This window comes from Actinokineospora xionganensis (genome assembly GCF_014323725.1).
In the GTDB taxonomy this organism is placed as follows: Bacteria; Actinomycetota; Actinomycetes; order Mycobacteriales; family Pseudonocardiaceae; genus Actinokineospora; species Actinokineospora xionganensis.
Genome location: NZ_JABVED010000002.1, coordinates 510,162 through 536,077, shown reverse-complemented (window position 1 = coordinate 536,077; position 25,916 = coordinate 510,162). Strand labels below are relative to the sequence as shown.

The following is a 25,916-nucleotide window of genomic DNA, read 5'->3' as shown; positions in this document are numbered from 1 at the left end:
GATCTTACCGCTCAAACCGGCCGATTCCCGCAGGTAAAGGCATGATCACCCGATCGTGGAGTCGGCCATGCTTGTCGGGCAATACGCGATTCGGATCGAGCCGAGCGGGACGCCGTCGCCGTCGCGGGTGCGGCCGGTTCGGTAGACGGCGATGACGTAGTCACCCGATGGGGCGTTCTTGCGCGCGAGGAAGTCTTCGGCGCAGACGCGGGTGTAGGTGACGAACCACTGCTCCCTGGTCATGCCGGTGATGAGGAGCTTCCAGCCGTTGTCCTCTACGCACTCGGTGTAGGCGTGTCTTTGTCGCCCTTTGCCGTGGACGCGGTGGTATTCGAGTCGGTGCCAGGGGTCCAAGATGACCATGTGGGACAAGGCTCCGGGCGTATCTCAGACCCGGAGACGCCGTCGCGGGAGTTCCGCTGGAGGACCACGACACCTCGGTCGAGGTCCACGCCCAGGCCGGGCGGCGCGCCTTGGGCGTCGTCCTCACGCATGAGGGACATGGAGTCGCGATGATCCAGCTCCATGCGTTTGGTGCCGTAGAAGATCGCGGTGAACTCGTTGACGTAGGTCGCGGAGACCGGCGCCCGTTTCTTCGTGCGCAACTCGTAGACGCCGTAGGCGACGAGGAGCAGCACGGGGATCGGGATCACCCATTCCATACCCCGCGAACGGACGCGCGGATGCGGAAGTTCCGCTTTCGAGTCTCCCTTCGGGATCATGGGCACGGACAGTGCGGGAGGGACTCCGGTGGGTACACATCAGTCGCCGCCGTTTCAGCGGCGGATGCTCGGGAAGAAGCTTCGGGAGTTGCGGGAGGGAGCGGGGCTGAAGGCCGCCGAGGTGGCACGGCGGACCGAGATCTCGACCGGGAGGTTGAGCCGGATCGAGAACGGAGAGGTCGCGCCGGATATCCCGCTGGCCAAGTTCCTGCTGGATCTCTACGTGATCCCGGTGAACGACTGGGAGCCGTACCTGGAGCAGGTTCGGGCCGCCCGCCGCGCGAAGGGCTGGTGGCAGGCCTACGGGGTGGCGGCACGCGGATTCCTAGCCCTGGAGACAGCCGCGACCACGGTGAGAACCTTCCAACTCGCCTACATGCCAGGGCTCCTGCAAACCGAAGACCACATCCGCGCCGTGTTCCAGCAGCTTTCTGGATCGCGCGGCCGAGCATGGATCGACAACCAGGTGCGGGTGCGGATGATTCGCCAGCAACGCCTCCACGCCACCGATGACCAACTCGTGCTGGCAACTGTCATCGACCACACGGTCCTTCGCCGAGAAGTGGGTTCGCGCGAAGTCATGCAGGCGCAGTTGCACCATCTGATCGAGATGGCCGCCCTTCCGAATGTGACCTTGCAGGTGATGCCTGCCGAAGCAGGCACCCACGTGGGAATGGATGGCGCGTTCACCGTGCTGAGCTTTCCCGGCGCCAACGAACCCGATCTTGCCTACATCGAGAACGTGGCAGGCTCGTTCCAGATCGAGAAGAAGAGCAGGTCCAGGCCTGTACAGTCTGTTTCGGTCGGCTTCAGTTGCAGGCCCTCGATCCAGCCGATTCGATCGCCCTGATCGAGAGCATCAAGCACGAGTTGTAGGAAGTGGCCAGATGCCGGTTTGGCGGAAGAGCGGCTTCAGCACGGGCAACGGTGGCGATGGGGACTGTGTTGAGGTTGCCCTGTCCTCAGTCGCGCGCGTTCGTGATTCCAAGAACGCCACCGGCCCGCAACTCAGCTTCCCCGCGGCCCGATGGCGTTCCTTCACTCAGGCAGCCAGTTCCTCTGACAACGCCTCCCGCAGGAACTCGCCCGCATAACGGATCGCGTGCCTGCCCTCCGGCACGATCGGGTAGAACGCCGGGAACACATGCACCTGCCCCGGCCACACCTGCAACTCGCAGTGCGCGCCCGCCATCCGCATGGCCGTCGCGAGCCGTTCCGAGTCGCCCAGCAGGCACTCGGTGTCGCCCACCTGGATCAGCATCGGCGGCCACCGCCTCTTGCTTCCTTTAAGGACAGTCAAGCGCGGGTGCGTCACCGGCACCTCGCCCGCGTAAGCGGCCGCCGCTTCGCGCGCGCGGTTCGGCGGGATGTACGGGTCCCTACGCCGTGCGTCGCGTTCGTCGAGTTGGGTGCAGGTGAGGTCCAGGAACGGCGACAGCAGCACCGCAGCACCCGGCATGACGATGCGCTGGCGGGTCAGTTCCGCGAGCAGCCCAGCGGTCAGGTGACCACCCGCTGAGTCGCCCGCGACGACGATCTTGTTCGCCGGTATGCCCTGGTCAAGCAGCCAGTGGTAGCCGGCGAGCGCGTCGTCGGCCGCGGCTGGGAAAGGGTGTTCGGGGGCTCTGCGGTAGTCCAGCAGCAGCACCGGAAGACCGGACGTCGCCGACAGCGCCGCCGCCAGGTGTTTGTGCGTGCGCACCGACCCGAAGACGAACCCGCCGCCGTGCAGGTACAGCACCGCGCCTGCCTTCTCGTCGGCCTCGCGTGCGCAGATCCACACGCCGTGGACGTCGCCATAGCCGTGCGGCTCGGACACCGCCCGCACCTTCGTGCCGCGCGGCAGCGGAGTCACACCCAGCGAGTCGAATGCTTCACGAACGATGCGCAGCTGCGACCCGCGAAGCTGGATCCGGTCGGCGATGGGACGGACGGTTCTGGTCATGAACAGCGACAGAGCACGAGCCTGAACACTGGGACCTGGCATGACAGCCATGGCACACCGCCCCTCCCCGACGCGGGCGGTCCACAGTGACGCAACCCACTTGACCAACTGTAAGTCAGCGAATGGCGTCAGCTCTTCGTCCGAACGCTGTAACTGTCAACCGTTATCAATCCAACCGCCGACTACGGTAGATCTGTGAGCACAGACGCCCTGCTGACCAGGCTCAACAGCATCCTCGGCGACGGCATCGCGGTCGATCCCGATGTGACCGCGGCGTACCGGCGTGACGTCATGCCGCTGGCGCCGTTCGGCGAGCCGCTCGCGGTAGCGTTCCCCACCGACACCGCCCAGGTCCAGGAAGTCGTGCGTGCCTGCGCGGAGCACGGCGTGCCGATAGTGCCGCGTGGCGCCGGTAGCGGACTGTCCGGCGCGGCCAACGCCATCGACGGCTGCGTCGTGCTGGTCACGACCCGGATGAACGCGATCCTGGAGATCGACCCGGACAACCGGCTCGCCGTCGTCGAACCGGGTGTCATCAACCTCGACCTGCGCGGCGCCGTGGAGAAGCACGGGCTCTTCTATCCGCCCGACCCGTCGAGCTACGACTGGTGCACCATCGGCGGCAACCTCTCCACCAACGCCGGCGGGCTCTGCTGCGTGAAGTACGGCGTCACCACCGACTCCGTGCTCGGCCTGCACGTCGTCCTCGCCGACGGCGAACTCCTCAAGACCGGCCGCCGCACCGTCAAGGGTGTCGCGGGCTACGACCTCACCAAGCTGTTCATCGGCAGCGAGGGCACGCTCGGCGTCATCACCCAGGCCACGCTGGCCCTGCGTCCACTGCCCCAGGCGCCGGGAACCATGGTGGCCGCGTTCGGCTCCACCGAGGCCGCGGGCGTCGCGGTGACCCGGATCGTCCGCGAGGGCATCGTGCCCTCACTCATGGAGATCATGGACGCCACGTCGATCGAAGCCGTCGAGGAACACCTGCACACCGAACTCGGCGCGGGCAAGGGCTGCGCGGCCCTGCTGATCTGCCAGTCCGACTCGGGCGGCGAGGCCGCCCGTCGGGAACTGGCCATGATCGAACAGGTCTGCCTGGACGCGGGCGCGGAAATGGCGTTCACCACCTTCGACCCGGCCGAAGGGCAGGCCCTGCTCACCGCGCGCCGGGCCGTGCTGATGGCCCTGGAGGTCTACGGCTCCTGGCTCACCGACGACGTCTGCGTCCCCCGCACCCGCATCGCGGAGCTGATCGCGGGCTGCGAACGGATCAGCCGCGAGGTCGGCCTGCGCATCGCCGTCGTCGGCCACGCGGGCGACGGCAACATGCATCCGACGATCGTCTATGACCCGACTTCGGAGGACGAGTTCGCCCGCGCCCGCCAGGCCTTCGACGACATCCTCGCCGTCGGCCTGAGCCTCGGCGGCACGGTCACCGGCGAACACGGCATCGGCAAGATCAAGCGCGAATGGCTGGCCCGCGAGATCGGCCCGATCGGCCTGCGCACCCACCGCGCCATCAAGGCCGCCCTCGACCCGGAGAACCTGTTCAACCCGGGGTCGATGTTCCACTGACGCCGCGCCGCACTCGCCGGGGAACTCCGTTGCGGTCGGGTGCGGGGACGATGACACTCACCCGATGTCACGTCGCAGGGTCAGGCGGTTGGTAGTGGGGCAAGAGACGTTCCTGTGGACCCAACGGGAGAAGTCGGTGTTCCGTCAGGACGGGCCGGTCAGTTGCGCTGTCGTGTCGCTGCGGAAGTCCGGGTCGCGCGGCCATCTCCGAATCGTTTTCGACCACGGCGACGGGCAGGACCCGCCGAAGGCCGTCCGGATGGAGAACTGGATCTTCTACGCACGTCGCGATGACCCAGATTCCGACAAACCGAGGTACTCGGTTGAGGTTCTCGATGTGCCGGGCGTTGTCCGGCACCTGCTCGACGAGGCGCGCGGGCAAGGCTGGTCACCGGATGACTCCCGCACCGCCGAGCTTGACGGGTGGATGCTCATCGAACCGCTGCTCGACCAACTTCGCAGCCAGGCCTGATGCCCCCCGCTAGGCGGCGGTGCGCTTCTTCTCGCGGCGGGCCTTGAGCACCTCGAAGATGATCGGCAGGATCGAGATGAACACGATGAGCAGGATCATCATTTCGAGGTTCTCGTGCACGAACGGGATCTGGCCGAGGAAGTAGCCCAGCACCGTCACGCCGGTCGCCCACAGCACCGCACCGACAGCCGAATACACGAAGAACTTGCGCTTGTCCATCTTGCCGACACCGGCGATAGCGGTGATGAACGTGCGGACGATCGGCACGAAGCGGGCCAGGACGATCGCGCGGTTGCCGTACTTCTCGAAGAACTCGTGGGTCTTGACCACGTGCTCTTGCTTGAACAGCTTCGAGTCCGGCTTGTTGAACAACGCGGGCCCGGCTTTCGCACCGATCCAGTAGCCCACCACGTTGCCCAGGAACGCGCACACCGTCAGCAGCAGGCAGACGACCCATAGCGGCGTCGAGATGAAGTCCTTCGCGATGAACAGGCCCGCCGTGAACAGCAGCGAGTCGCCCGGCAGGAAGAACCCGAGCAGCAGGCCGCACTCGGCGAAGATGATGAGGCAGAGGCCCGGCAGCAGGAACGGTCCCAGCCCGCGGAGGATGACCTCCGGGTCCAGCCACGACGGCAGCAGGGCGAGATTGACGGTCAGATCGGCGCTCATCACGCTCACAAAGGTACCGGTCTCAGATAAGCGTGAGCAGGCCCACCAGGGACCCGGCGGCCAACCCCAGCAGAACAGCGATCAACAGCACCCATCCGACCCTTGGCCGGGTGTCCGGTTCGAGCCGGGTCGTCGGCTCCGGCTGGGCGATCAGCGGCAGGTCGCTGCCGGAGAGCAGCCCGAACTGCGCGACCGGGCTCGTCGCCGACTCCGAGAGCGGAGTCCGCGCGGCCTGCGCGCGCAGCGCCTCGGCGAGCAGGCGCTCCGGGTCGTCGGTCATGCGTCGACGTTAACCCACTCGCCGCGCCGGAGGACGCCGTCGAGCCGCAGGTCGGGGTCGAGCAGCACCACGTCGGCCGCGAGGCCCTTGGTGAGGCTGCCGGTGGTCTTGTCCAGACCCAGCAACTCGGCGGGCCGGGTCGCGGTCGCGTCCACGGCGTCGAGGATGCCCATGCCGCAGGTCTTCACCAGGTTGCGGAACGCGGCGTCCATGGTCAGCGTGCTGCCCGCCAGCGAGTCGCCGCCGACGATGAGCGGCACGCCGTCGAGCACCTCCACGGTGATCCCGCCGACCAGGTAGCGGCCGTCGCCCGCGCCCGCCGCCGCGATGGCGTCGGTCACGAGGACGGTTCTGTTGGGCCCGGCGTGCTGGGCGGCCAGCCGGACGACCGTGGGACTCAGGTGCACCAGGTCGCAGATCAGTTCGACGGACACGCGCTCGTCGTCGAGAAGGGCGCCGATCGGTCCCGCCTCGCGGTGGTGCAGCGGACGCATGCCGTTGAACAGGTGGGTCGCGACCGTCGCGCCCGCGTCGACCGCGGGCAGCACGAGGGCCTCGGTGGAGTCGGTGTGGCCGATGGCGGCGATGGCGCCCGCGTCGACGATCTGGCGGACCGCGCGGACCGACCCTTCCAACTCGGGCGCCAGCGTGACCATCCGGACCGGACCCGCGGCGAGGAGCCTGTCCACGGCTTCGCGGTGGGGCGGCCGCAGGATCGCCGGGTCGTGCGCGCCGCAGCGGGCCTCGGCGAGGAACGGACCTTCGAGGTGGATGCCCGCGAGCAGGCCGTCCTCGACGTGCTCGCGCAGCGCCGCGATCTGTTCGACGAGGTCGGGGATCGTCGCGGAGACCAGGCTGGCGAGCAGCGTGGTGGTCCCGTGGCGGGCGTGGGTGTGCGCGGCGCGCAGGATGTCGGCGGGATCGAGGCTGGTGAAGGCCGATCCGCCGCCGCCGTGGCAGTGGATGTCGATGAAACCGGGCACCACCCAGGCCCCGCGCGCGTCATGCGCGCGGTAGGTCGTGGGTGGCGCGCCGGTGCCGAGGTCGGCGATCAGACCGTCCTCGACGAGCAGCCAGCCGTCGTCCAGCACGCCGTCCGGCGTGACGAGCCTGCCGCCCGAAATCAGATGTGCGCCCACGCGCGTATCCCTCCCCGAGATCACGTCCCAGGGAGAGTCTATTGGTCTAAACCACTTTTTAGGGAGACTACGTGTTCATGATCTTCTGGAGCGCCTCGAGCGCACGACTCGCCGTGGACTTCACCGTGCCCTTGGAAATGCCCGTGGCCTCGGCGATCTCGGCCTCGGACAGGTTGCCGTAGTAGCGCAGGACCAGGACCTCGCGCTGCCTCGGCGGCAGCTGCGACAGCGCCTTGACCACCTGCTGGTGCTCGGCGGTCAGCATCGCGAGACTTTCGGCCGACCGCGCGTTGACCGCGTGCGGCGGCGTGTACTCCCGCGCGGTCTTGCGTCGCCGCAGCACACTGCGCGAGCCGTTGACCACGGCCGTGCGCAGGTAGCCGACCGCGGCCGCCGCGTCCCGCAGACCACCCCAGTTGCGGTGCAGCCCGGTGAACGCCTCCTGAACGACGTCCTCGGCCGTCGCGGGCTCGTCGACCAGCAGCAGCGCCAGCCGGACCAGACGCATCCGGTGGGTGCGGTAGAGGTCTTCGAGCGTCAGCGGCGCCTCAGGCGCGGGCGGGGGCGCGCTCTTGAGATCGATAGCCCGGAGCCGGGTCAGCGTCTGCTCGACACTGCGCTCCGCGTTGCCCTCCACGGGCGTGTCGGCGGGCTGCCCGGAAGAAACGATTTTCCCGCGCGCCGGGGGGTAATCACCCGGTTGCACACCATCCCCTGCCACGGCCAAACCTTACCGGGCGGCGGTCGGAAGCACATCGGCCGACGGTCGGAAAAGACCAACTGCGACGATGGGCGCCATGACCTGGTTCACCGTGGACACCACCTACATCGACGACGCCGACCGACTGGCCGAGGTTCGCCCCGCCCACCGCGCCTACCTGCAGGAGCTGGTGGCGACCGGCCACGTCCTCGGCGGCGGTCCGTGGGCGGACGGCACCGGTGGGTTCGTCGTCGTCAAGGTCGAGAACCGCGAGGAACTCGACAAGATCCTCGCCGTCGATCCGTACACGACCGAGGGAATCGCCGCCGCCCGGGTGATCCGGGAGTGGACGATCGCCCTCGGCCCCTTCGCGGGCTAGTAGGTCCCGCCCAACTTGCTGTGGTCCCAGGAGACGATCTTGGTCGGCTTGAAGACCAGCCCGATCCGCTTCGCCGCCTGGGCCCGCACGAACTGCGACGCGGCCGCCGCGACTTCCTCGCTGCCCGTGTACCGCAACGTGAGCCCGCTGCCGATCTCGGTGATGCGCTCGGTGTCCTCGATGAGCTCGACGTCGCACTCCAGCATCACGCCGACGAGTTCCTCGTAGCTCTCGCCGCTCTCCACGAGCACCGTGGCCTGCGGCAGCCTGCGGAGGTTGGCGACCTTCTGCGACGACTCGTACGTCCACGTCGTCAGGGTGTCGCCCTCGGGCAGGTACCAGAGCGAGACGAGGTGCGGACGCCCGTTCTTGCCGATGGTCGCGACGTTCGCGGTCTTCTGGTTCCCCAGGAACGCCTGGATCTCCTCGGGTGAAAGCTTGATCTGGTCCCGTCGCGACATCCGCGCCTCCTCGCTGCTGTAACCACAGGCTAGTCAACGACCAATCCCGCCGTCCCGGTCAGCACCTAAGGGACCGTGACGGCACTTGACCACGGTGACCGCGGAAACCGTCGCGTGTCGCCCCTCGGAACCAACACTCAAAATTTCGGGGTGGCGGACTAATCAGCGGGCTTCGGCGTCGGCCTGGCCGCCGGCGCCGACCGCTCGCGACGATGCTTCCGCGCCGCGCTTGGCGATGTCCTCAAGCGCGGCCTTGTCGGCCTTGGCCACGAGGTTGCCGCGCAGCTTCGCGCCGATCTCGATGATCGGCGGCAGAAACGTGCGGATCACCTTGAGCGCGCCGACCCAGCCGGGCACGTGGATGGTGCGGTCGCGCCGCAGGATGCCCTTCTCCAGGGCGTTGAGGGCGAACTCGACCGGGTACGTCTTGCCCATCGGGCCCGGCATGCTCGCCCGCAGCGGGCCGAACACAGGGTGCTCGTCGGCGCCGTTGACCAGGTCGGTCGCGATCCACGACGGGTGCGCGACGCCGACGCCGACACCGAGGTGCCGCATCTCGGCGCGCAGGCTGTTGGTGAACGCCTCGACGCCTGCCTTGGCCGCCGCGTAGGCCGCCATCGCGGGCGCGTGCGTGATCGCCGCGAGCGAGGACACGACCAGGATGTAGCCCTTGCGGTCGATGACGTGCGGCAGCGTCACCCGGACGGTGCGCCACACGCCGAGCAGGTCGACCTCGATGGTCCGCTCGAACGCCTTCGGGTCGATGGACCGGACGAAGCCCGCGGCCGCGATACCCGCGTTGGCCACGACGATGTCGATCCCGCCGAAGCGCTCGATGACACCCTTGGTCGCGGTCTCCAGCGCGGCCCAGTCGGTCACGTCCGCCTCGAACACGGCGGCGTCGGGTCCGCACTCGGCGGCGACCTTCTTCATCACGTCCGGTTCCAGACCGACGAGCGCGACCTTTGCCCCCCGCGCGGCGAACCGCTTGGCCAGGCCCGCGCCGAAGCCGCGGGCGGCCCCGGTGATCACGATGACCTTGCCCTTGACGTCTTGTTCACGGGCCAGCAGGTTCGTCACACCCATCGGAGTCCTCCTCGGTCGCGTTCCTTACCGCGAGTAAGCTACCACAAGTAACCGTAAATTGAAGTAACAGTCAACTCTCCCGGATGAGCCGCGCGGCCAGGCTGGGCGCGACCCGGTTGACCGCCAGTAGCGCACGCACTCCGCCGATCCGCACCACGTCGCGGCGCATTCCGCGCAGAATCGCCTCCGCGGCGGCGTCCGGGCTGATCTTCGACCGGCCTCGCCCGGCGGTCATCCCGGTGTCGACCAGCGGCAACACCGCCTCGACGACCCGTCGAGGGGCGAGCTGATAGCGCAGCGAGGTGCTGAGCGCGCTAAGTCCGGCCTTCGCCGCGCAGTAGCCCGGAGTCGACCGTTTGGGCACCGTGCCGAGCGCGGAGCTGACGTTGACGATCACCGCCTCCGGCGCGAGGCGCGGCAGTAGCAGAGCGGTGAGCCGCATCGGCGCGAGCAGGTCGGCGCCGAGTTCGGCGTCGATGTCGGCCAGCAAGTCCTCGGTCGGCGTGGCCTGCCAGTCGCGGTCGAGCTGCACGGCGGCGTTGTTGATCAGCAGGTCGAGCCGGTCCGGCGCCGCGTCGGCGACCGCGCGCACGCCCGCTTCGATCGCCAGGTCGGCGACGACGGTCCGCAGGCCGGGGATCCAGCGAGCGGCGTCATCGAGTCGATCCTTGTCGCGGCCGCAGATGGTCACCTTCACCCCGTCGGCCGCCAGCCGCTTCGCCAGCGCCAGGCCGACGCCCGCGCTTCCGCCTGTGACGAGCGCAGTTTGTGAAGCACTTGTTACAGTCATGCGAGCGACAGTAAATGTAACAAGTGCTTCAGTCAAGGAGTGGTGCGTGCGTCAGCCCAACCAGGCCCGCCGCGACGAACTGGTCGCGCGGACCCTCGACTACCTCGCCGAGCACGGGCTCGCCGAGTTCACCCTGCGCGGCCTCGCCGCCGAGCTCGACACCAGCGCGCGGATGCTCGTGCACTACTTCGGCACCCGCGAGAACCTGCTCGACCAGGCCTTCGACGAACACCGCGCCCGCGCCGTAACCGCCATCCAGGCGGCCAAGGGCGACTCCGCCGCCGCGGCCGTCGCCTGGGACACGATGTCCGACCCGGCCAACCGCGGCCACTATGTCGTCCTGTTCCACCTGCTCGCCGCCGGGCTCACCGACGGCCCGTACACCGCGGTCGCCCGGCACGCGGTGACCGACTGGATCGACGAGGTCACCCACCTCCTCGACGACCGCGACAACCCGCGCGCCGACGCGACTGTGCTGGTCAGCGGCCTGAAAGGGATTCTGCTCGACCTCCTGGTGACCGGGGACCGCGACCGCTGCGCCGCTGCCGCGCACCGGCTCATCGGCCTGCTGACTTAGTCATGCCTGACAAACCGGCGGCGCAATCCGGTCTCCTCGGCCATGTGGCGAGTCTCCCCAACACGCCTGACACGTGACCCTCGTAGGATGCGGCGGAACGGCGCAGGCCACCCCGAGGAGGACCCACCGATGCCTATCGCCACACCCGAGGTCTACGCGGAGATGCTGGACCGGGCCAAGGCGAACGAGTTCGCTTACCCGGCCATCAACGTGACCTCGTCGGAAACACTGAACGCCGCGCTGCGCGGCTTCGCCGAAGCCGAGAGCGACGGCATCATCCAGGTGTCCACCGGCGGCTCCGAGTTCGCCTCCGGCACCAAGGTCAAGGACATGGTGACCGGCGCGGTCGCGCTCGCCGAGTTCGCGCACGTCGTCGCCGAGAAGTACCCGGTCAACGTCGCGCTGCACACCGACCACTGCCCCAAGGACAAGCTCGACGGCTTCGTCCGCCCGCTGATCGCGATCAGCCAGGAGCGGGTCGACTCCGGCCGTGCGCCGCTGTTCCAGTCGCACATGTGGGACGGCTCCGCGGTCGCGCTCGACGAGAACCTGCAGATCGCGGCCGACCTGCTCGAGGCCGCGGCCAAGGCCCGGATCGTGCTTGAGATCGAGGTCGGTGTCGTCGGCGGCGAGGAGGACGGCGTCGACAACGAGATCAACGACAAGCTCTACACGACGGCCGAGGACTACCTCAAGACCGTCGACGCGCTCGGCGTGGGGGAGAAGGGCCGCTACCTGCTGGCCGCGACCTTCGGCAACGTGCACGGCGTCTACAAGCCGGGCAACGTCAAGCTCAAGCCCTCGATCCTCAAGCAGGGCCAGGACGTCGTGGCCGAGAAGCTGGGTCTCGCGCCCGGCTCCAAGCCGTTCGACCTGGTCTTCCACGGCGGCTCCGGCTCGCTGCTCGAGGAGATCCACGAAGCGGTGTCCTACGGCGTCATCAAGATGAACATCGACACCGACACCCAGTACGCGTTCACCCGCCCGATCGCGGCGCACATGTTCGCCAACTACGACGGTGTGCTCAAGATCGACGGCGAGGTCGGCAACAAGAAGGTCTACGACCCGCGCAGCTACCTCAAGGCAGCTGAGCAGGCCATGGCCGCACGCATCACCCAGGCGTGCGAGCACCTCAAGTCGGCGGGCCGCATGATCGCGGGCTGATCCCGGACACGAAAACGGCGCCTCCCGCTCGCGGGAGGCGCCGTTTGTCGTCTGTCAGGCGGAAACCTTGACCGCCGTCTGCCGCTTGTCGAACCACTGCGCGACCGGCCTGCCCAGCCACCAGCAGCCCGCCAGCAGCACGAACGTGATCGGCGCGGACCACCAGGCGATCGGCGGCGCGGCGATGGTCACCTCCTGCGCGAAGAGCGCGGTGTGCCCGAGCACGGTCACCGCGCCTGCGCCCACGACGGCCTCCATGGCGTGGGAGAGGTTCATCCGGCGCACCAGGTCGATCGCGAGGCCGACGAACACCAGGTAGAACGGCACGGTCGACGGCGGGAAGTCGGCCACGACCAGCATCGGCCAGATCACCGCGCGGTAGGCGACGTACGCCGCGGCCACACCGGTGGCGGCCCAGCGCAGCCCGATCGTCTTGGCGGCGACGGCCAGCACGAGCGCGGCCATCCCGATTCCCCACATCGGGTACACCCAGTCCGGGATCGGCAGCGCGAACTGCTTGATCGCCACGTAGTCGACCGGGCGGCCGATCTGCTCGGCGGCGAACTCCAACAGGCTGCGCTCGGCGTAGCAGGTGTCGATGTTCAGCACACCGTTCGGCATGCAGGACCGCAGTTCCAGGACGCCGTACTCCTGCTGGCCGTTCGCGAAGAGCATGTTCTCCAGGAAGAAGAACCACAGCCCGCCGAGGATCCACGGCCGTGAGCGGCCCCGCGGCCCGGTCGAGACCCAGGCGTCGATCAGGGCGGCGATCATCAGCGCGGTGCCCAGGTACAGCAGCGCGTGTGACGCGCTCCACGCTGTGAGGTCGAGCCCGTTGACCCGGTGATTGATCACGTCGAGCGGGGCGGCGATGAGAAAGACAGCCAAACCGACCTGCAGCAGCCGTTGCGCGCGTTTCGTGACAGCCATGCCGGTGAACGTGTGAATGGCCACCAGAACCACGGCGATACCCGTGCCGACACTGTTGATCAGGTGCGGCGCGGCGAGGTCGTCACGCTGGAACTTGAAATGCCACGACTCGTCCCACGAGGACCCAAGCACCTTGAACAGCAGGGCGATCAACCAGGTGCGATAGGCAAAATGCCACACCCACTCCGGTGTCTCGGTGCCCGCGTCACCACGCGTCCAATGCAGCCGAAAGAAATCCTTGAACTGGCCGACAGGACCTTTGCCCGCAGGGTCGTCGACCGATGCTCGCCCCATGTTCACCCAGTCATCATGGCGGCGCGACGCTGAGAACGGAAAGCCGCCCCCACTCCTTCGTGGGAAAAATCCGGGTAATCCCCTACTGGTTGGTGACCTTTCGAATCAGGGTCGTCACCTAGTGCTATATCGCGATGCATTCGTCTCAAGGGTCACCGACTCGGGCGATGGGGCAGGATGACCCGTATGGACGGCAACCTGCTAGGACCTGACCCCACAATGCTCCCCGCCCGCGACGAGCCGCAAGGTGCTTTGGACTCTGGCACCGACCCGGCCGACGTCGCCGCGCGCTGGCCCGACTTCAGTGCCGCCTGGGCCGCGCTCGCCGAAGCCGCGCTCAACCAGGGTGAGAACGTCGCCGCCTACGCCTACGCGCGCACCGGCTACCACCGCGGCCTCGACCAACTGCGGCGCTCCGGCTGGAAGGGGTTTGGCCCGATCCCGTGGTCGCACGCCCCCAACCAGGGCTTCCTGCGCGCCCTCGCCGCCCTCGCCCGCGCGGCCAAGGCCATCAACGACACCGAGGAGTACGAGCGCTGCTCGACCTTCCTCGCCGACTCCGACCCCGCGGCCCCCGCCGCCCTAGGCCTCTAACCGCGAGTCGCCCCTCCAGGCAAACGAGTCGCCCCGGCCCGCAAGTGAGTTCGACATTCGAATCCACTCGCCGGCCGGGGCGACGCGCGTTGTCTAACCGATTGGGCGGTTGAGGACGCCGACGAGGATCGAGTGCACGGCCCGATGGTCGCCGTCGTGGACGAGCTTGCACTGGCCGCCGCGCAGCCGGTACCACTCGTCCGTCCCGGCGTAGCGCACCTTCGCCGTCACCGCGCCGCCGGGAGCGCTGACCGTGCGCAGCTCCAGGTCACCGGTCAGCACACCGGCTTCCTCGGTCATCACGCCCGGGCCCGCGGCGAACGGTGAGGTGTACTCCGACATCGGCGTCCTCTCAGGTCGTCAGCAGTAGTTCAGCATGCTCGACAGCGCGGACTTCTCCGCCGAGTTCACGCGCAGCGAGTACTTGTACTTCACGTGCGTCCACATCTTCGCGTAAGTGCACCAGTACGCGCTGCGCGGCGGCTTCCAGGTCGCGGGCGTCTGGTCGCCCTTGGCCTGGTTGACGTTGTCGGTGACCGCGATGAGCTGCGGGTAGCTCAGGTCGTTGGCGAAGGCCTGCCGTTGGCTGGTCGTCCAGGAAGAGGCGCCGGACCGCCAGGCAGCGGCGAGCGGGACGACATGGTCGATGTCCACATCGGAGGCCAACGTCCACGTCGCGCCGTCGTAGGGGCTGTACCAACTGCCCGACTTCGCCGCACAGTACGAGTCGGTCACCACGTTGCTGCCGTCGCGCTTGAGCACGGTCTCACGCGTGTTGCAGGAGCCGGAGATGGTGATCCAATGCGGGAACTTGTCCCGCGAATAGCCGGTCATCGACCCGTCCGGCGCGACCGTGAGGGCGGCGAGTTCGGAGCGGGCGGTCGTCTCGGTGGGGATGTTCGGCGGAGTGGCGCTCGCGACACCGGCGAGGCCAACCGTGAGGACGATGGAGAGGGATAAGGAGCCGAGCAGGGTTCGGATCTTCGACAAGGTTCCTCCAGGTGGGAATCAAGGAGAACGCCGCGTAACCGTGTCTGCGCAGGGTGGAGATCATGAAGCCATTGGGTGACACACTGACGACTTACAGTAAAAGTTCTTAACCACTCTCCGCTAGACCGGGACGTCCCTCAAGTCCCCGAGGCGGTCGGCGAGCGTCCGCAGCGAAGGCCCAGGCCCCTTCTCAGCTAGAGCACGCCCCGGACAACCCGCAGGTCGGCGGTGTGCCGGTACCAGGTCCACCTGGACACGTCCCGCTTGTAGGTCGCCCCGTTCAACTCGGGAATCACCGGCAGGCAGCCCACCTGGAACGCGCGACCCCGTGTCGTCTCGACCCGGTTGCGCAGCAGGCCGCGGTGAATCACCCGCACCACCAGCCCCTCCCCACCCTGTGGGTCAGGCGTCACCTCGACCCGGCTCGCCCGCCCACGCAGGACGGTCGCGTCGTCGCAGTACGCCACGCCGCGCACCGATCGCAGGACGCCCAGGCCGAGCAGGACGCCGCCCGCGTCATCACGGATCAGGGGAACCGGGTCGACCTCGCCGCCGATGGCCAGGCGCGCGGCGGCCGCCGGCTCGGCCGGGATGCCCCACAGCTTCGGGATCACCGAGCGTTCGGCGGGCACGAACCCGACCGCGGTGCCGCCGAGGAGGTCGAGTCGCATGATTCGCAACACGATGGCGGCCAGGTCGGCGTCGGTGCCGTGTACCACCAGTCGGCGTGCGCCAAGGCCCTTGAGCAGGGAATCTACCGCCGATTTGCCCGGTTTCGCGCCCACTTCCCGCACTTCGGCGCCGACGTCGAACAACGCTTCGGTGTCGGCCTGGTTTCCGCAGGCCAGCACGAGTGCACCCACCACACGCTCCTGGTCTAGTCTCAATCACCGGCATTCGCCCGCATCAGCCCGGGTTCGGGTGTCCACGGTTCCACTGCCAACACCTGGAGTCTCACATGCCGGCAATCGTGCTGATCGGCGCCCAATGGGGCGACGAGGGCAAGGGCAAGGCCACCGACCTGCTCGGTGACCGCGTCGACTGGATCGTGCGTTATCAGGGCGGTAACAACGCAGGGCACACCGTCGTCCTCCCGGACGGCCAGAAGTTCGCCCTGCACCTGATTCCGTCCGGCATCCTGACCCCCGGGATCACCAACGTCATCGGCAACGGTGTCGTGGTCGACCCGGCGGTGCTGCTGACCGAACTCGCGGGCCTGGACGAGCGCGGGGTCGACACCTCCCGCCTGCTGATCTCCGCCGACGCGCACTTGATCATGCCGTACCACGTGGCGATCGATAAGGTCACCGAGCGCTACCTGGGCAAGGCCAAGATCGGCACCACCGGCCGCGGCATCGGCCCGGCCTACCAGGACAAGGTCGCCCGCGTCGGCGTCCGCGTGCAGGACCTGCTCGACGAGAAGATCCTGCGGCAGAAGGTCGAGGCCGCGCTCGACATCAAGAACCAGATGCTGGTCAAGATCTACAACCGCAAGGCCCTCGACCCCGAACAGGTCGTGGACGAGGTCCTCGCCTCCGGCGAGAAGTTCGCGCACCGCATCGCCGACACCCGCCTGCTCTTGAACCAGGCACTTGAGCGCGGCGAGACCGTGCTGCTGGAAGGCTCGCAGGGCACCCTGCTCGACGTCGACCACGGCACGTACCCGTTCGTCACCTCGTCGAACCCGACCTCCGGCGGCGCCAGCGCGGGGTCGGGCATCGGCCCCACCCGCATCACCACGGTGATCGGCATCCTCAAGGCCTACACCACCCGCGTCGGCTCCGGCCCGTTCCCGACCGAGCTGAACGACGAGATGGGCGAACGCCTCCGCAAGGTCGGCGGCGAGATCGGCGTCACCACCAAGCGCCTGCGCCGCACCGGTTGGTTCGACGCCGTGATCGCCCGCTACGCCAGCCGGGTCAACGGCATCACCGACTACTTCCTCACCAAGCTCGACGTCCTGTCCGGCCTGGACACGGTCCCGATCTGCGTGGCCTACGAGGTCGACGGCAGGCGGATCGACGACATGCCGATGACCCAGACCGACGTCCACCACGCGGTGCCGGTGTACGAGGAGATGCCGGGCTGGTGGGAAGACATCAGCGAGTGCCGGACCTTCGAGGAACTCCCGGCTAACGCCCGCGCGTACGTCGAGCGCATCGAGGAACTCTCGGGCGCCCGCGTGTCCGCCGTCGGCGTCGGCCCCGGCCGCGACCAGACGATTGTCCGCTACCCGATGGCGTAGCCCGCCTGGGCCGGGCTGGTCATCCACAGCCCGGCCCGCTCCATCCACAGCAAATCCGCACCCACCCGCAACACCCCCACCCACCGATAGACTGGCCAAGGGCAGCCCCCCGTGGTGGGTGGGGGCTTTGTTGTCGCGCGGGGGCGGTTCTTTAGGGCAGGTTGGCCGGTGCGACGGTGAGGATGTGGTCGGGTCGGCCGCGTCGTCGAGCCCTCGCGATAGTCGGTGGGGTCGGCCCTGGCTTTGCGGCTTTTGGTTGCGCCGGTTGTGTATCCGCTTCGCGGAAGCGGTTGTCCTGTCGGCGGGCCTCGCGGTCTTCATCGGCATCGAGGCTGCTCGGTGTTGCGTGGTCACCGGGAACCTGACCCGTGCAGTCATTCCCTGGCCAGGGCCGCTTCCTCCAAGTCCAATTCCCGCAACACCTTCCGCAAGGTCTCCTCGTCGATCTCGCCCCGGTTCCGGGCCTGGATGAAGACGGTTCGCTCCGCCGAGAGCATCTCCCGGCGCAGGCGGCGGAACGCGGCCGCTGGGCTCTCCAATTCCTGACGCCCCAACCGTTCCCACGCCGCGTTCCCCCGGTGTTCGGCGATCGCGCGCAGCCGGTCGGCGAGGTGGTCGGGGATCTCGCCCTCCAGCAGGATCTCGTCCAGCCGGTCGATCGCCGCCCGCGCCGCCGCGTTCTGCACCTGGGCTTCGGCGAGGGCGCGTTCCTGTCCGTCGGATGCCTCGAACCGCAGCGCCCGGATCAGCGCGGGCAAAGTGGTGCCCTGCAACAACAGTGTCCCGACCGTCACCACGAAAGTCAGCAGCACCACAACATCGCGCCCAGGCATGTCGGCAGGGATCGCCGCCGCGGCTGCCAGCGAGACGACGCCGCGCATGCCCGCCCACGAGATCACCGTGATCTGCCGCCACCCCGGCCGCGGCTCCCGCGCCCGGATCCTCGGCGACAGCAGGCGCGGGATGTGGGCCGCCGGGAACATCCACACGAACCGGACCACGATCACCGCCGTCAGCACCACCGCCGACGCCGCCACCAGACCCCAGCCCGGTCGCGCGTCGGAGACGACCGTGCGCAGCTGCAAGCCGATCAGGGCGAAGACCAGCGACTCCAGCAGCACGTCCGCGGACCGCCACACCGCCGTCTCCTGCAGCCGGGTCGAGAAGCCCGCCGCGGGCGCGTTGTGCCCCAGGTAGAGCCCGGCGACGACAACGGCCAAGACACCCGACGCGTGCACCTCCTCGGCCAGCAGGTACGCGCCGAAGGGGACCAGCAGCCCGAGCGCGCTCTCCAGCACACCGTCGCGCAGCCGCAGGCGGACGGCGTGGACCACGACCGCCAGGACCAGCCCGACCAGCACACCGCCCACAGCCGCGACGGCGAACGTCACCACGCTCTGTCCCCACGAGAACGCCGCCGCCCCGGTGGCCGCCGCGACCGCCACCTTGAACGCTGTCAGCGCCGTGGCGTCGTTGCCCAGGCTCTCCCCGGTCAACAGGGTCATCGCCCGCCGCGGCAGGCCCAGGCGGCGGCCGATCGCGACGGCGGCGACCGCGTCCGGCGGGGCCACGATCGCCCCCAGCACGAGGGCCGAGGCCAGCGGCAAGTCGGGGATCACCGCGTGCGCGACCACTCCGACGACGACCGTGCTGACCAGCACCAACCCGACCGCGAGCAGCCCGATCGGCCGCAGGTTCGCCTTGATGTCCAGATACGAGCTGTCCAGGGCCGCGGAGTACAACAGCGGCGCCAGTACCAGCAGCAGCACCACCTCCGGGTCCAACCGGAACTCCGGCACCCCCGGGATGAACGACACCGCGAGCCCGACGGCGACGAGCACGAGCGGCGCCGGCCACTCGATCCGCCGGGACACGGCGGTCACGGCCAGCGCTCCGACCAGCAGCAGAAGTATCTCCACTGCGTCAGGATTACCCGGACACCGAAGGAGTGCGCGATGAGCTGCGAACACGCCGCCGACCTGCCCGCCGAGGTCACCCCCGACGCCGACGACTACTGCGCCGACTGCCGGGCCATGGGCGCCTCCGGCTGGGTGCACCTACGGCAGTGCCTGAGCTGTGGCCACGTCGCGTGCTGCGACTCCAGCCCCCGCAGGCACGCCACCGCCCACTTCACCTCGACCGCGCACCCGGTCATGCGCTCGCTCGAACCGGGCGAGACCTGGCGCTGGTGCTTCCTCGACTCCCGGATCGTCTGATCGAGAGAAAATCTCATCTAGCTGGGGTAGACATTCGTTGGTGGTTGTGTGTACTGTTCTCCTCGTACTGAGAGAGACAACGTCATGCAGGCGCGGGAGATGACGGAACTACCCGCGAGGTGAGACGAAGACCGGGGCCGGGAAGTGAAGACGAAGACCAAGCAGTGCCGGTCCTGAGGAATCAAGGCAAGCAAGTGGTAATCGGCAAGGCAGTCAGTGGCAAGACGGTCAGGTGATCGGAACCAGTCGGTGAAGGGGTTCCGGGTCAGTGGCCGGGCGGCATCGGCGTGCTGGGACCGGTCTAGGCAAGGGGTTCCACGCGGGATGCTCGTCGCAGTGCAAGGCAAGTTGACAACACCGGAGAGAAGGGAAGGGGCTCGTCATTGGATCGCCCGCTGTGGCTGTGTTTCGCCGGGCGGGTACCGCAGTTCCATCAGATTGGAAGGTGGTTCTCGGTTACGGAAAAGCGATCCTCGCGACGCTCGCATTTCGGGCGCACGCGGGTACGGAAAGTTGACCTCGCGGTCAGCTGACAGTGATGAAACCCAACACCCTGGGGCCCCGGTGCGAAACGCACCGGGGCCCCTCGTGATGTGGAGGCGCGATGATCCCAGACCCAAGAGAGACGGCCTCGAGTTCGACCGCGGCCGACAAGTTCGACGACGAGCACTACCCGGCCTACACCATGGGCCGAGCAGCCGAGATCCTCGGCACGACACCGAATTTTCTCCGCAGCCTCGATGAGGCGAAGCTGATCGAGCCGCAGCGCTCGGCGGGCGGACACCGCCGCTACTCACGCGAACAGCTGCGCCTCGCCGCCCGTGTCCGGGAACTGGTCGACCAGGGAACAGGCCTGGAGGCGGCTTGCCGCATCGTCACCCTCGAAGACCAGCTCCACGAAGCCCAGCAAGCCAACAGCGAACTGCGCAAGCAGGACTGAGCCGCGTGCGGTGCCGCGGGGAGACCCCGGCGGCACCGGCAGCTCGCTCAGCCTTCCGAACGTGACGCCACGGCGATGTCCGGGTTGTCGGTGAACACACCGTCGACGCCCGCCGCCCAGAACGCGGACAGCTCACCGAACAGGTTCCCGTACTCGGCCGGGTTCGCCGACGAGCGCAGGTTCACCGGCAGGAAGTTGTTCTCCGCCCGGAACGTGTACGGGTGCACCTTCAGTCCCGCCGCGTGCGCGTCGACGACCAGCGCGGTCGGCGCGGCCAAGTTGCCCGCCGCGTCGCGCGGGATGACCTGGTCCTTGGCCGGACCGATGCCGTGGGCGTAGGTCGCGACCTCACGCAGACCCGCCGGGGTCAGCAGGTCGGCGTACTTACGCGGGTCACCCGAGTCGGTGAAGTCGAACGGTGCGCCCGAGGCCGAGGTCAACTGGATCAGCGGCACTCGCAGCCTGCTCTTGAGCGCCTTCAGATTCGACACCTCGAACGACTGCACGAACACCTTGGCGTTCGGCCGGTTCAACCCGTTGCGGGTGAGCACGTCGACGAGCCTCGGCTCCAGTTCGAGCCCGATCTTGCGGAAGTACGTCGGGTGCTTGGTCTCCGGGTAGATCCCGATGTCGCGCCGCAACTCGCGGGAGAGGCGCTTGCTCAGGTCGACGACTTCCTGCAAGGTCGGCACCTCGTACCGGCCGTTGTAGACCGTGTTGTGCTGGCGCAGCTGCGGGATGCGCTCGACCGCGCGCAGCGTCTTCAGCTCGGCGAGGGTGAAGTCCTCGGTCCACCAGCCGGTGACCTGCACACCGTCGAGGTTCTTCGTCGCCTTGCGCGCGGCGAACTCGGGCCGGGCGGCCACGTCGGTGGTGCCGCCGATCTCCGGCTCGTGCCGGGCGACCAGGACACCGTCCTTCGTGGACACGAGGTCCGGCTCTATGTAGTCGGCGCCCATCCGCGCGGCCAGCTCGTAGGAGGCCAGCGTGTGCTCCGGGCGGTATCCCGAGGCGCCGCGGTGGCCCAGCACGAGCGGGCCCGCCGAGTGCTGGTCGGGGGACGCGCTCGCGCTGGTCACCCCGCCGAACAGGGTGAGCGCGCAGAGGGCGACGCCGGCTAACCGGGCCTTTCGGACCATGGTGACCTCCAGAACGTTGGTTGACCGGGCAACACTCGCCGGGCGGCAAGGCGCCCCGGCCGCTGTTGGGCGAAGGGCTGCCGACCTGCGGGTGAACGTGGAGAAACTGACCAGGCGTGCCACGATCGTCGCGCTCGGTGACAGGATGGTCAACATCCACCCTTCTGCGCGCGGGTAACCAGCGGTAGCGTGCGGTCAGAGATCAACGCACCTGGCAGGAGGATGGTTGACCAGCACCATTGGCCCGACCGAGGTCGTCGGCGCGCACGACGAGGAACGGCCGGCGCGCAGGCTCACCGGCCGATGGGACCTGGTGGTCTGGGCCGCGTCCGTCGCCATCGCGGTGCTGGTGCTCGAGCAGGTCTTCTGGCCGTTCCCCCAGGGCGGCCAGTTCTACCTGGTGATCTTCCTCGGGCTGACGCTTCCGCTGGTCTTCCTCTGCTACCGGCCGAGGTCCAAGAGCCCGCAGAACCCCGGATTCGTCGACTGGGTGTACGCCACGATCGCGCTGTTCGTCGGCCTCTACCCCGTCCTTCCCTTCGGCGGCAACGGCTTCGCCGGCGGCTACGACGCCTTCCTCGACCGGGCCGGTCAACTGTCCACACCAGACATCCTTGCCGGCGGGTTGCTGCTCGTGCTGATCTTGGAGGCGACCCGGCGCACCACGGGCTGGGTGCTGCCGATCGTCTGCCTGGGCTTCCTGGCCTTCGCCTATTACGGCGGATTTCTGCCGCAGAACTGGGATTTCGCGCACGCGGGCATCGACTTCGGCCAGATCGTCAACGCCCTCTACAACGAGCAGAGCGGCTTCTACGGCATCCCGCTCAACGTCGCCGCCACGTACATAGTCCTGTTCACCATCTACGGCGCCGTCCTCAACACCTCAGGCGCGGGCGGCTTCTTCGTCGACTTCAGCTTCGCCCTGTTCCGCCGCTCCCGCACCGCCGCCGGCCGCACCGCCGCGACCTCGGGATTCCTGCTCGGCACCGTGTCGGGATCGGGCACCGCGACCACCGTCAGCCTCGGCGCGATCACCTGGCCCGTGCTGCGCGAAGCGGGCTACCCCAAGGAGAACGCGGGCGGCCTGCTCGCGGCCTCCGGCATCGGCGCGATCCTTTCGCCCCCGACACTCGGTGCGGCGGCGTTCATCATCGCCGAGTACCTGCAGACCTCGTACCTGAGCGTCCTGGTGTGGGCGATCGTCCCGACACTGCTTTATTACCTGGGCATCGGCCTGGCCGTCGAAGCCGACGCCCGCCGCTTCCACGTCAACGACACAGGCTTGGACCTCGCCACCGCCCTTCCCCCGGGGGACGGCCCTTGGCCAGTCTATCGGGGAGGGGTGTCGGAAAGGCCGCTTCCCGGGGTGGCTGTGGACAGCCCCCCGCGCCTGTGGACAGTGCTGCGGCAAGGGTGGTTCCACTTCGCGTCGCTGGGGATCATCGTCGTGTTCCTGGCGATGGATATTCCGCCGTTCACGGCCGTCGTCTACGCGACCGGGGTGGCCGCGCTGTTCGCCCTCATCCCGCGCCGCGGCAACCTTCGGGGGTGGGTTCGCGACCTTGCCGACTCCCTCGCCGAAGGCGTCCGGGGCGCGCTGCCGGTGATCGCCGTCTGCGCCGCCGCCGGGATCATCACCTCGACGATCACCAAGACCGGACTCGGCCTCGCCCTCGCCGACGCGCTCGTATCCGCCGCCAAATCGCTCGCGTCGGACCCGACCGCCGTGCTGGTGCTGACCGTGGTGTTCGCCGCCGTCGCGGTCTGTGTGCTCGGGTTGGCCGTGCCGGTGACCGCGTCGTTCATCATCTCGTGGGTCGTCCTCGGACCCGCGCTGATCAACCTCGGTGTGGCTCCCGCCGAGACGGCGATGTTCATCTTCTACTACGCCGTCCTCTCCGAGGTCACGCCGCCGACCGCGCTCGCCGCCGTCGCCGCGGCCGCGATCACCGGCGGCTCGGTCATGGGCACCATGTGGCAGACCTGGAAGTACACGCTGCCCGCGTTCCTGCTCCCGATCGCGTTCGTCCTCACCGACAACGGCGCCGCGCTCCTGCTGCAGCGCCCGGTGGGCACCGTCCTCTGGGTGGTCGCGGTCTCCGCGGTCGGCATCGGCGCGCTGGCCGTGGTCACCGGCGGCTGGCTGTTCGGCCCGGTCCGGCTCCCCGTCCGCCTCCTCTGCGTCCCCGCCGCGCTCCTGCTGCTTTACCTGCACCCGCTGTCGATCGGCATCGGCCTCGGGTTCCTCGTCCTCGCGCTCGCCGTCCACCTGATCACCCGCGTCAAGGAGAAAGCCCATGCGTAGCCGCATCCTGATCGTCTCGCTCGCCCTGCTCGCCGCGGGCTGCGGCGGCAAACGGTCCGACACGGCCACCACCGCGGGCGCGGGCGACTGCGAGGCGGGCGACGGCCGCATCACCATCGCCACCGGCAACACCGGCGGCGTCTACTACACGCTCGGCGGCGGCCTCGCGAAGCTGATCAGCGACAACTCCAAGCTCAAGGCCACCGCCGCCGAGACCGGCGCCTCCGTGCAGAACATCCAGCAACTCGCGGGTGGCGACTACGACGTCGCCTTCTCCCTCGCCGACACCGCCGCCGACGCGGTCAACGGCAAGGGCGCGTTCGAGGGCAAGCCGGTCAAGGTCCGCGCCCTGGCCCGCATCTACCCGAACGCCACCCAGGTCGTCGTGCGCACCGGCAGCGGCATCAAGTCGATCTCCGACATGCGTGGCAAGAAGATCTCCACCGGCTCGCCGAAGTCCGGCACCGAGGTCATCGCCACCCGCCTGCTCAGGGCGGCGGGACTCAACCCGGACACCGACGTCTCCGCCCAGCGGCTCGCCCTGCGGCCCACCGTCGACGGGATCAAGGCGGGCCAGATCGACGGCCTCGTGTGGTCCGGCGGCCTGCCGACGCCCGAACTCACCGACCTCTTCACGTCGATGAAGGGTCAGGTCGAGTTCCTAGACGTCACCCCGCACCTCGAAGACCTCAAGAAGATCAACCCGGTCTACGACGCGGGCACCATCCCGGCGGCGACCTACGGCACATCCGAGTCGAAGACCATCGTCGTCCCGAACGTGCTCCTCGTGCGCGAGGACTTCCCGGCAGGCAACGCCTGCGCGATCACCAAACTGGTCCTCGACAAGAAGGACGACCTGGTCAAGGTGCACCCGGCCGCGGGCGGCATCGACAAGGCCACCGCGGGCGACACCGACCCGGTCCCGCTGCACGACGGATCACGCAAGGCCATCGGCGGCTGACACCGATTACCGGTCGCGGACGCCCAGCATCTAGTCTCAGTCCTCGTGCGTGTCCTGGTTATCGGGTCTGGCGCCCGCGAGCATGCCCTGGTCCTTGCTATGTCCAAGGACGCCGAGGTGACGGCGCTGGCGTGTGCGCCCGGGAACGCGGGCACCGCCTCGCTTTCCGAGAGCTACGGGGTCGACCCCGCGGATCCGGCAGCCGTGACGGTGCTGGCCACCAAGTGGGAAGCCGACCTCGTCGTCATCGGACCCGAGGGCCCGCTGGTCGCGGGCGTGGCGGACGCGGTCCGCGCGGCCGGGATCCCCGTGTTCGGCCCGAGCGCCGCGGCGGCCCGCATCGAGGGCTCCAAGGCGTTCGCCAAGGACATCATGACCACGGCGGGCGTCCCCACCGCGCACAGTGAGATCGTCGACAACCCGGCCCGGCTCGACGCCACGCTGTCGCGCTTCGGCCCCACCTGGGTCGTCAAGGACGACGGACTCGCCGCGGGCAAGGGCGTCGTCGTCACCACCGACCTCAGCAAGGCCCGCGCGCACGCGATGACCCTGCTCGACGGCGGTCACCCGGTGCTGCTGGAGTCGTTCCTCGACGGTCCCGAGGTCTCCCTGTTCTGCGTGGTCGACGAGGCGGGCACCGTCGTCCCGCTGCTCCCCGCCCAGGACTTCAAGCGCGTCGGCGACAACGACGCAGGCCCGAACACCGGCGGAATGGGCGCCTACGCGCCGCTGCCCTGGATCCCGGACGGCATGGTCGACGACGTCGTCGCCCGCATCATCCAGCCCGTCGTCGACGAGATGGCCAAGCGCGGCGCGCCGTTCTCCGGCCTGCTCTACGCCGGGCTCGCGCTGACCGGCAACGGACCTGAGGTCATCGAGTTCAACTGCCGCTTCGGCGACCCGGAGACCCAGTCGGTCCTCGCCCTGCTCCGCAGCCCGCTGTCGGCCCTGCTGCTCGCGTCCGCGCGCGGCGAGCTGGCGGCGCACCCGCCGCTGGAGTGGGCCGAGGGCTCGTCCGTGACGGTTGTCATAGCGGCCGACGGCTACCCCGGCCGCCCCCGCACCGGAGACCTGATCACCGGCGCCGAGGCCGAAGGCGTCCTGCACGCGGGCACCCGCCGCCGCGAAGACGGGGCGCTGGTGTCCGCGGGCGGCCGTGTCCTGGCCGTGGTCGGTATGGGCGATGACCTGGAAGCCGCCCGCGCCGACGCCTACCGCAAGGTCGACGCCGTGCACCTGGCGGGTTCCCACCACCGCACCGACATCGGCCTGCGCGCCCTGCGCGGCGAGATCGGCATCCCCGTAGCGGGCTGAGGGAACCGAAGCGCCGTTTTCTCCGT

The 25,916-nt window shown here is 68.7% G+C and carries 30 protein-coding genes; 14 read left to right on the top strand and 16 right to left on the bottom strand.

Annotated features, from left to right (window positions below; all coding sequences use genetic code 11):
* Positions 1–45: 45 nt before the first annotated feature.
* Both GPZ80_RS06215 and GPZ80_RS32010 read right to left on the bottom strand, forming a co-directional pair.
* On the bottom strand, positions 46–243 hold the full coding sequence (locus GPZ80_RS06215; protein WP_187218914.1) for a hypothetical protein: 198 nt from the start codon (positions 241–243) through the stop codon (positions 46–48).
* A 32-nt stretch (positions 244–275) separates the two neighbouring features.
* Complete coding sequence (locus tag GPZ80_RS32010; RefSeq protein ID WP_222718873.1) at positions 276–662, bottom strand: DUF6191 domain-containing protein; 387 nt, start codon at positions 660–662, stop codon at positions 276–278.
* Between the two features lie 88 nt (positions 663–750).
* On the opposite strand from GPZ80_RS32010, the gene GPZ80_RS06205 reads away from it, so the two are divergent.
* Both GPZ80_RS06205 and GPZ80_RS06200 read left to right on the top strand, forming a co-directional pair.
* Positions 751–1,572 carry a helix-turn-helix domain-containing protein gene (locus GPZ80_RS06205; protein ID WP_187218912.1) on the top strand — a complete coding sequence of 274 codons (822 nt, stop codon included), beginning with the start codon at positions 751–753 and terminating at the stop codon, positions 1,570–1,572.
* A 37-nt stretch (positions 1,573–1,609) separates the two neighbouring features.
* Positions 1,610–1,816 carry a DUF397 domain-containing protein gene (locus GPZ80_RS06200; RefSeq protein ID WP_187218910.1) on the top strand — a complete coding sequence of 69 codons (207 nt, stop codon included), beginning with the start codon at positions 1,610–1,612 and terminating at the stop codon, positions 1,814–1,816.
* Here the strand turns inward: GPZ80_RS06200 and GPZ80_RS06195 are convergent.
* A complete protein-coding gene (locus tag GPZ80_RS06195) occupies positions 1,765–2,667 on the bottom strand; it encodes an alpha/beta hydrolase (protein ID WP_187218908.1) in 903 nt (300 codons plus the stop codon). The genes GPZ80_RS06200 and GPZ80_RS06195 overlap by 52 nt on opposite strands.
* 195 nt (positions 2,668–2,862) lie before the next feature.
* Between GPZ80_RS06195 and GPZ80_RS06190 the strand changes: the two genes are divergently transcribed.
* A complete protein-coding gene (locus GPZ80_RS06190) occupies positions 2,863–4,245 on the top strand; it encodes an FAD-binding oxidoreductase (protein WP_187218906.1) in 1,383 nt (460 codons plus the stop codon).
* A 94-nt stretch (positions 4,246–4,339) separates the two neighbouring features.
* A complete protein-coding gene (locus GPZ80_RS06185) occupies positions 4,340–4,717 on the top strand; it encodes a hypothetical protein (protein WP_187218904.1) in 378 nt (125 codons plus the stop codon).
* A gap of 9 nt (positions 4,718–4,726) precedes the next feature.
* Here GPZ80_RS06185 and GPZ80_RS06180 read toward each other — a convergent pair whose 3' ends face one another.
* From GPZ80_RS06180 to GPZ80_RS06165, 4 genes are all read right to left on the bottom strand, one after another.
* Positions 4,727–5,386, bottom strand: a complete 660-nt coding sequence (locus GPZ80_RS06180) for a VTT domain-containing protein (protein WP_187219031.1) — start codon at positions 5,384–5,386, stop codon at positions 4,727–4,729.
* A 22-nt stretch (positions 5,387–5,408) separates the two neighbouring features.
* Positions 5,409–5,666 (bottom strand): hypothetical protein, encoded by a 258-nt coding sequence (locus GPZ80_RS06175; RefSeq protein ID WP_187218902.1) that lies wholly within the window; start codon positions 5,664–5,666, stop codon positions 5,409–5,411.
* Entirely contained in the window at positions 5,663–6,805 is a 1,143-nt protein-coding gene (gene nagA, locus GPZ80_RS06170) for an N-acetylglucosamine-6-phosphate deacetylase (RefSeq protein WP_312880143.1), read from the bottom strand. Before nagA ends, GPZ80_RS06175 begins: the two co-directional genes overlap by 4 nt.
* 67 nt (positions 6,806–6,872) lie before the next feature.
* Positions 6,873–7,442 (bottom strand): SigE family RNA polymerase sigma factor, encoded by a 570-nt coding sequence (locus tag GPZ80_RS06165; RefSeq protein ID WP_187218900.1) that lies wholly within the window; start codon positions 7,440–7,442, stop codon positions 6,873–6,875.
* A 160-nt stretch (positions 7,443–7,602) separates the two neighbouring features.
* Here GPZ80_RS06165 and GPZ80_RS06160 point away from each other — a divergent pair, with 160 nt between their 5' ends.
* Positions 7,603–7,884 (top strand): YciI family protein, encoded by a 282-nt coding sequence (locus GPZ80_RS06160; RefSeq protein ID WP_187218899.1) that lies wholly within the window; start codon positions 7,603–7,605, stop codon positions 7,882–7,884.
* On the opposite strand, the gene GPZ80_RS06155 is transcribed toward GPZ80_RS06160, so the two are convergent.
* The 3 genes from GPZ80_RS06155 to GPZ80_RS06145 form a co-directional block, all read right to left on the bottom strand.
* A complete protein-coding gene (locus GPZ80_RS06155) occupies positions 7,881–8,345 on the bottom strand; it encodes a pyridoxamine 5'-phosphate oxidase family protein (RefSeq protein ID WP_187218896.1) in 465 nt (154 codons plus the stop codon). The two genes, GPZ80_RS06160 and GPZ80_RS06155, sit on opposite strands and share 4 nt — an antisense overlap.
* Positions 8,346–8,507: 162 nt before the next feature.
* Positions 8,508–9,431 carry an SDR family oxidoreductase gene (locus GPZ80_RS06150; protein ID WP_187218894.1) on the bottom strand — a complete coding sequence of 308 codons (924 nt, stop codon included), beginning with the start codon at positions 9,429–9,431 and terminating at the stop codon, positions 8,508–8,510.
* Between the two features lie 70 nt (positions 9,432–9,501).
* Positions 9,502–10,221 (bottom strand): SDR family NAD(P)-dependent oxidoreductase, encoded by a 720-nt coding sequence (locus tag GPZ80_RS06145; RefSeq protein WP_187218892.1) that lies wholly within the window; start codon positions 10,219–10,221, stop codon positions 9,502–9,504.
* A 46-nt stretch (positions 10,222–10,267) separates the two neighbouring features.
* On the opposite strand from GPZ80_RS06145, the gene GPZ80_RS06140 reads away from it, so the two are divergent.
* Both GPZ80_RS06140 and fbaA read left to right on the top strand, forming a co-directional pair.
* Entirely contained in the window at positions 10,268–10,798 is a 531-nt protein-coding gene (locus tag GPZ80_RS06140) for a TetR family transcriptional regulator (protein WP_187218890.1), read from the top strand.
* A 129-nt stretch (positions 10,799–10,927) separates the two neighbouring features.
* Positions 10,928–11,962: a class II fructose-bisphosphate aldolase gene (fbaA, locus tag GPZ80_RS06135; protein ID WP_187218889.1), complete on the top strand. Its 1,035-nt coding sequence runs from the start codon at positions 10,928–10,930 to the stop codon at positions 11,960–11,962.
* A gap of 54 nt (positions 11,963–12,016) precedes the next feature.
* On the opposite strand, the gene GPZ80_RS06130 is transcribed toward fbaA, so the two are convergent.
* Positions 12,017–13,186 (bottom strand): hypothetical protein, encoded by a 1,170-nt coding sequence (locus tag GPZ80_RS06130; RefSeq protein WP_187219028.1) that lies wholly within the window; start codon positions 13,184–13,186, stop codon positions 12,017–12,019.
* Between the two features lie 186 nt (positions 13,187–13,372).
* Here GPZ80_RS06130 and GPZ80_RS06125 point away from each other — a divergent pair, with 186 nt between their 5' ends.
* Positions 13,373–13,780, top strand: a complete 408-nt coding sequence (locus GPZ80_RS06125) for a DUF3151 domain-containing protein (protein WP_187218887.1) — start codon at positions 13,373–13,375, stop codon at positions 13,778–13,780.
* Between the two features lie 93 nt (positions 13,781–13,873).
* Here the strand turns inward: GPZ80_RS06125 and GPZ80_RS06120 are convergent, their stop codons facing one another.
* The 3 genes from GPZ80_RS06120 to GPZ80_RS06110 all read right to left on the bottom strand — a co-directional run bounded on the left by GPZ80_RS06120 (position 13,874) and on the right by GPZ80_RS06110 (position 15,633).
* On the bottom strand, positions 13,874–14,122 hold the full coding sequence (locus GPZ80_RS06120; protein ID WP_187218885.1) for a hypothetical protein: 249 nt from the start codon (positions 14,120–14,122) through the stop codon (positions 13,874–13,876).
* 18 nt (positions 14,123–14,140) lie between these two features.
* A complete protein-coding gene (locus GPZ80_RS06115; RefSeq protein ID WP_376771646.1) occupies positions 14,141–14,761 on the bottom strand; it encodes an HNH endonuclease family protein in 621 nt (206 codons plus the stop codon).
* A gap of 203 nt (positions 14,762–14,964) precedes the next feature.
* A complete protein-coding gene (locus GPZ80_RS06110) occupies positions 14,965–15,633 on the bottom strand; it encodes a hypothetical protein (RefSeq protein ID WP_187218881.1) in 669 nt (222 codons plus the stop codon).
* 95 nt (positions 15,634–15,728) lie between these two features.
* Between GPZ80_RS06110 and GPZ80_RS06105 the strand changes: the two genes are divergently transcribed.
* Positions 15,729–17,015: an adenylosuccinate synthase gene (locus tag GPZ80_RS06105; RefSeq protein ID WP_187218879.1), complete on the top strand. Its 1,287-nt coding sequence runs from the start codon at positions 15,729–15,731 to the stop codon at positions 17,013–17,015.
* Positions 17,016–17,389: 374 nt separating this feature from the next.
* Here the strand turns inward: GPZ80_RS06105 and GPZ80_RS06100 are convergent, their stop codons facing one another.
* Positions 17,390–18,934 (bottom strand): Na+/H+ antiporter, encoded by a 1,545-nt coding sequence (locus tag GPZ80_RS06100; protein WP_187218877.1) that lies wholly within the window; start codon positions 18,932–18,934, stop codon positions 17,390–17,392.
* A 36-nt stretch (positions 18,935–18,970) separates the two neighbouring features.
* On the opposite strand from GPZ80_RS06100, the gene GPZ80_RS06095 reads away from it, so the two are divergent.
* Positions 18,971–19,231: a UBP-type zinc finger domain-containing protein gene (locus tag GPZ80_RS06095; protein ID WP_187218875.1), complete on the top strand. Its 261-nt coding sequence runs from the start codon at positions 18,971–18,973 to the stop codon at positions 19,229–19,231.
* Between the two features lie 604 nt (positions 19,232–19,835).
* Entirely contained in the window at positions 19,836–20,171 is a 336-nt protein-coding gene (locus GPZ80_RS06090; protein ID WP_187218872.1) for a MerR family transcriptional regulator, read from the top strand.
* 47 nt (positions 20,172–20,218) lie between these two features.
* Here the strand turns inward: GPZ80_RS06090 and GPZ80_RS06085 are convergent, their stop codons facing one another.
* The gene (locus GPZ80_RS06085; protein WP_187218870.1) at positions 20,219–21,310 is read right to left on the bottom strand and encodes a glycerophosphodiester phosphodiesterase; all 1,092 of its coding nucleotides are present in this window, start codon (positions 21,308–21,310) and stop codon (positions 20,219–20,221) included.
* Positions 21,311–21,536: 226 nt separating this feature from the next.
* Here GPZ80_RS06085 and GPZ80_RS06080 point away from each other — a divergent pair, with 226 nt between their 5' ends.
* The 3 genes from GPZ80_RS06080 to purD are packed head-to-tail and all read left to right on the top strand — an operon-like array spanning position 21,537 to position 25,890.
* Positions 21,537–23,615 (top strand): TRAP transporter permease, encoded by a 2,079-nt coding sequence (locus GPZ80_RS06080; RefSeq protein WP_187218868.1) that lies wholly within the window; start codon positions 21,537–21,539, stop codon positions 23,613–23,615.
* A complete protein-coding gene (locus GPZ80_RS06075) occupies positions 23,608–24,576 on the top strand; it encodes a TAXI family TRAP transporter solute-binding subunit (protein ID WP_187218866.1) in 969 nt (322 codons plus the stop codon). The genes GPZ80_RS06080 and GPZ80_RS06075 overlap by 8 nt, the downstream gene beginning before the upstream one ends.
* A 45-nt stretch (positions 24,577–24,621) precedes the next feature.
* Positions 24,622–25,890: a phosphoribosylamine--glycine ligase gene (gene purD / locus GPZ80_RS06070; RefSeq protein WP_187218864.1), complete on the top strand. Its 1,269-nt coding sequence runs from the start codon at positions 24,622–24,624 to the stop codon at positions 25,888–25,890.
* Positions 25,891–25,916 lie beyond the last annotated feature (26 nt).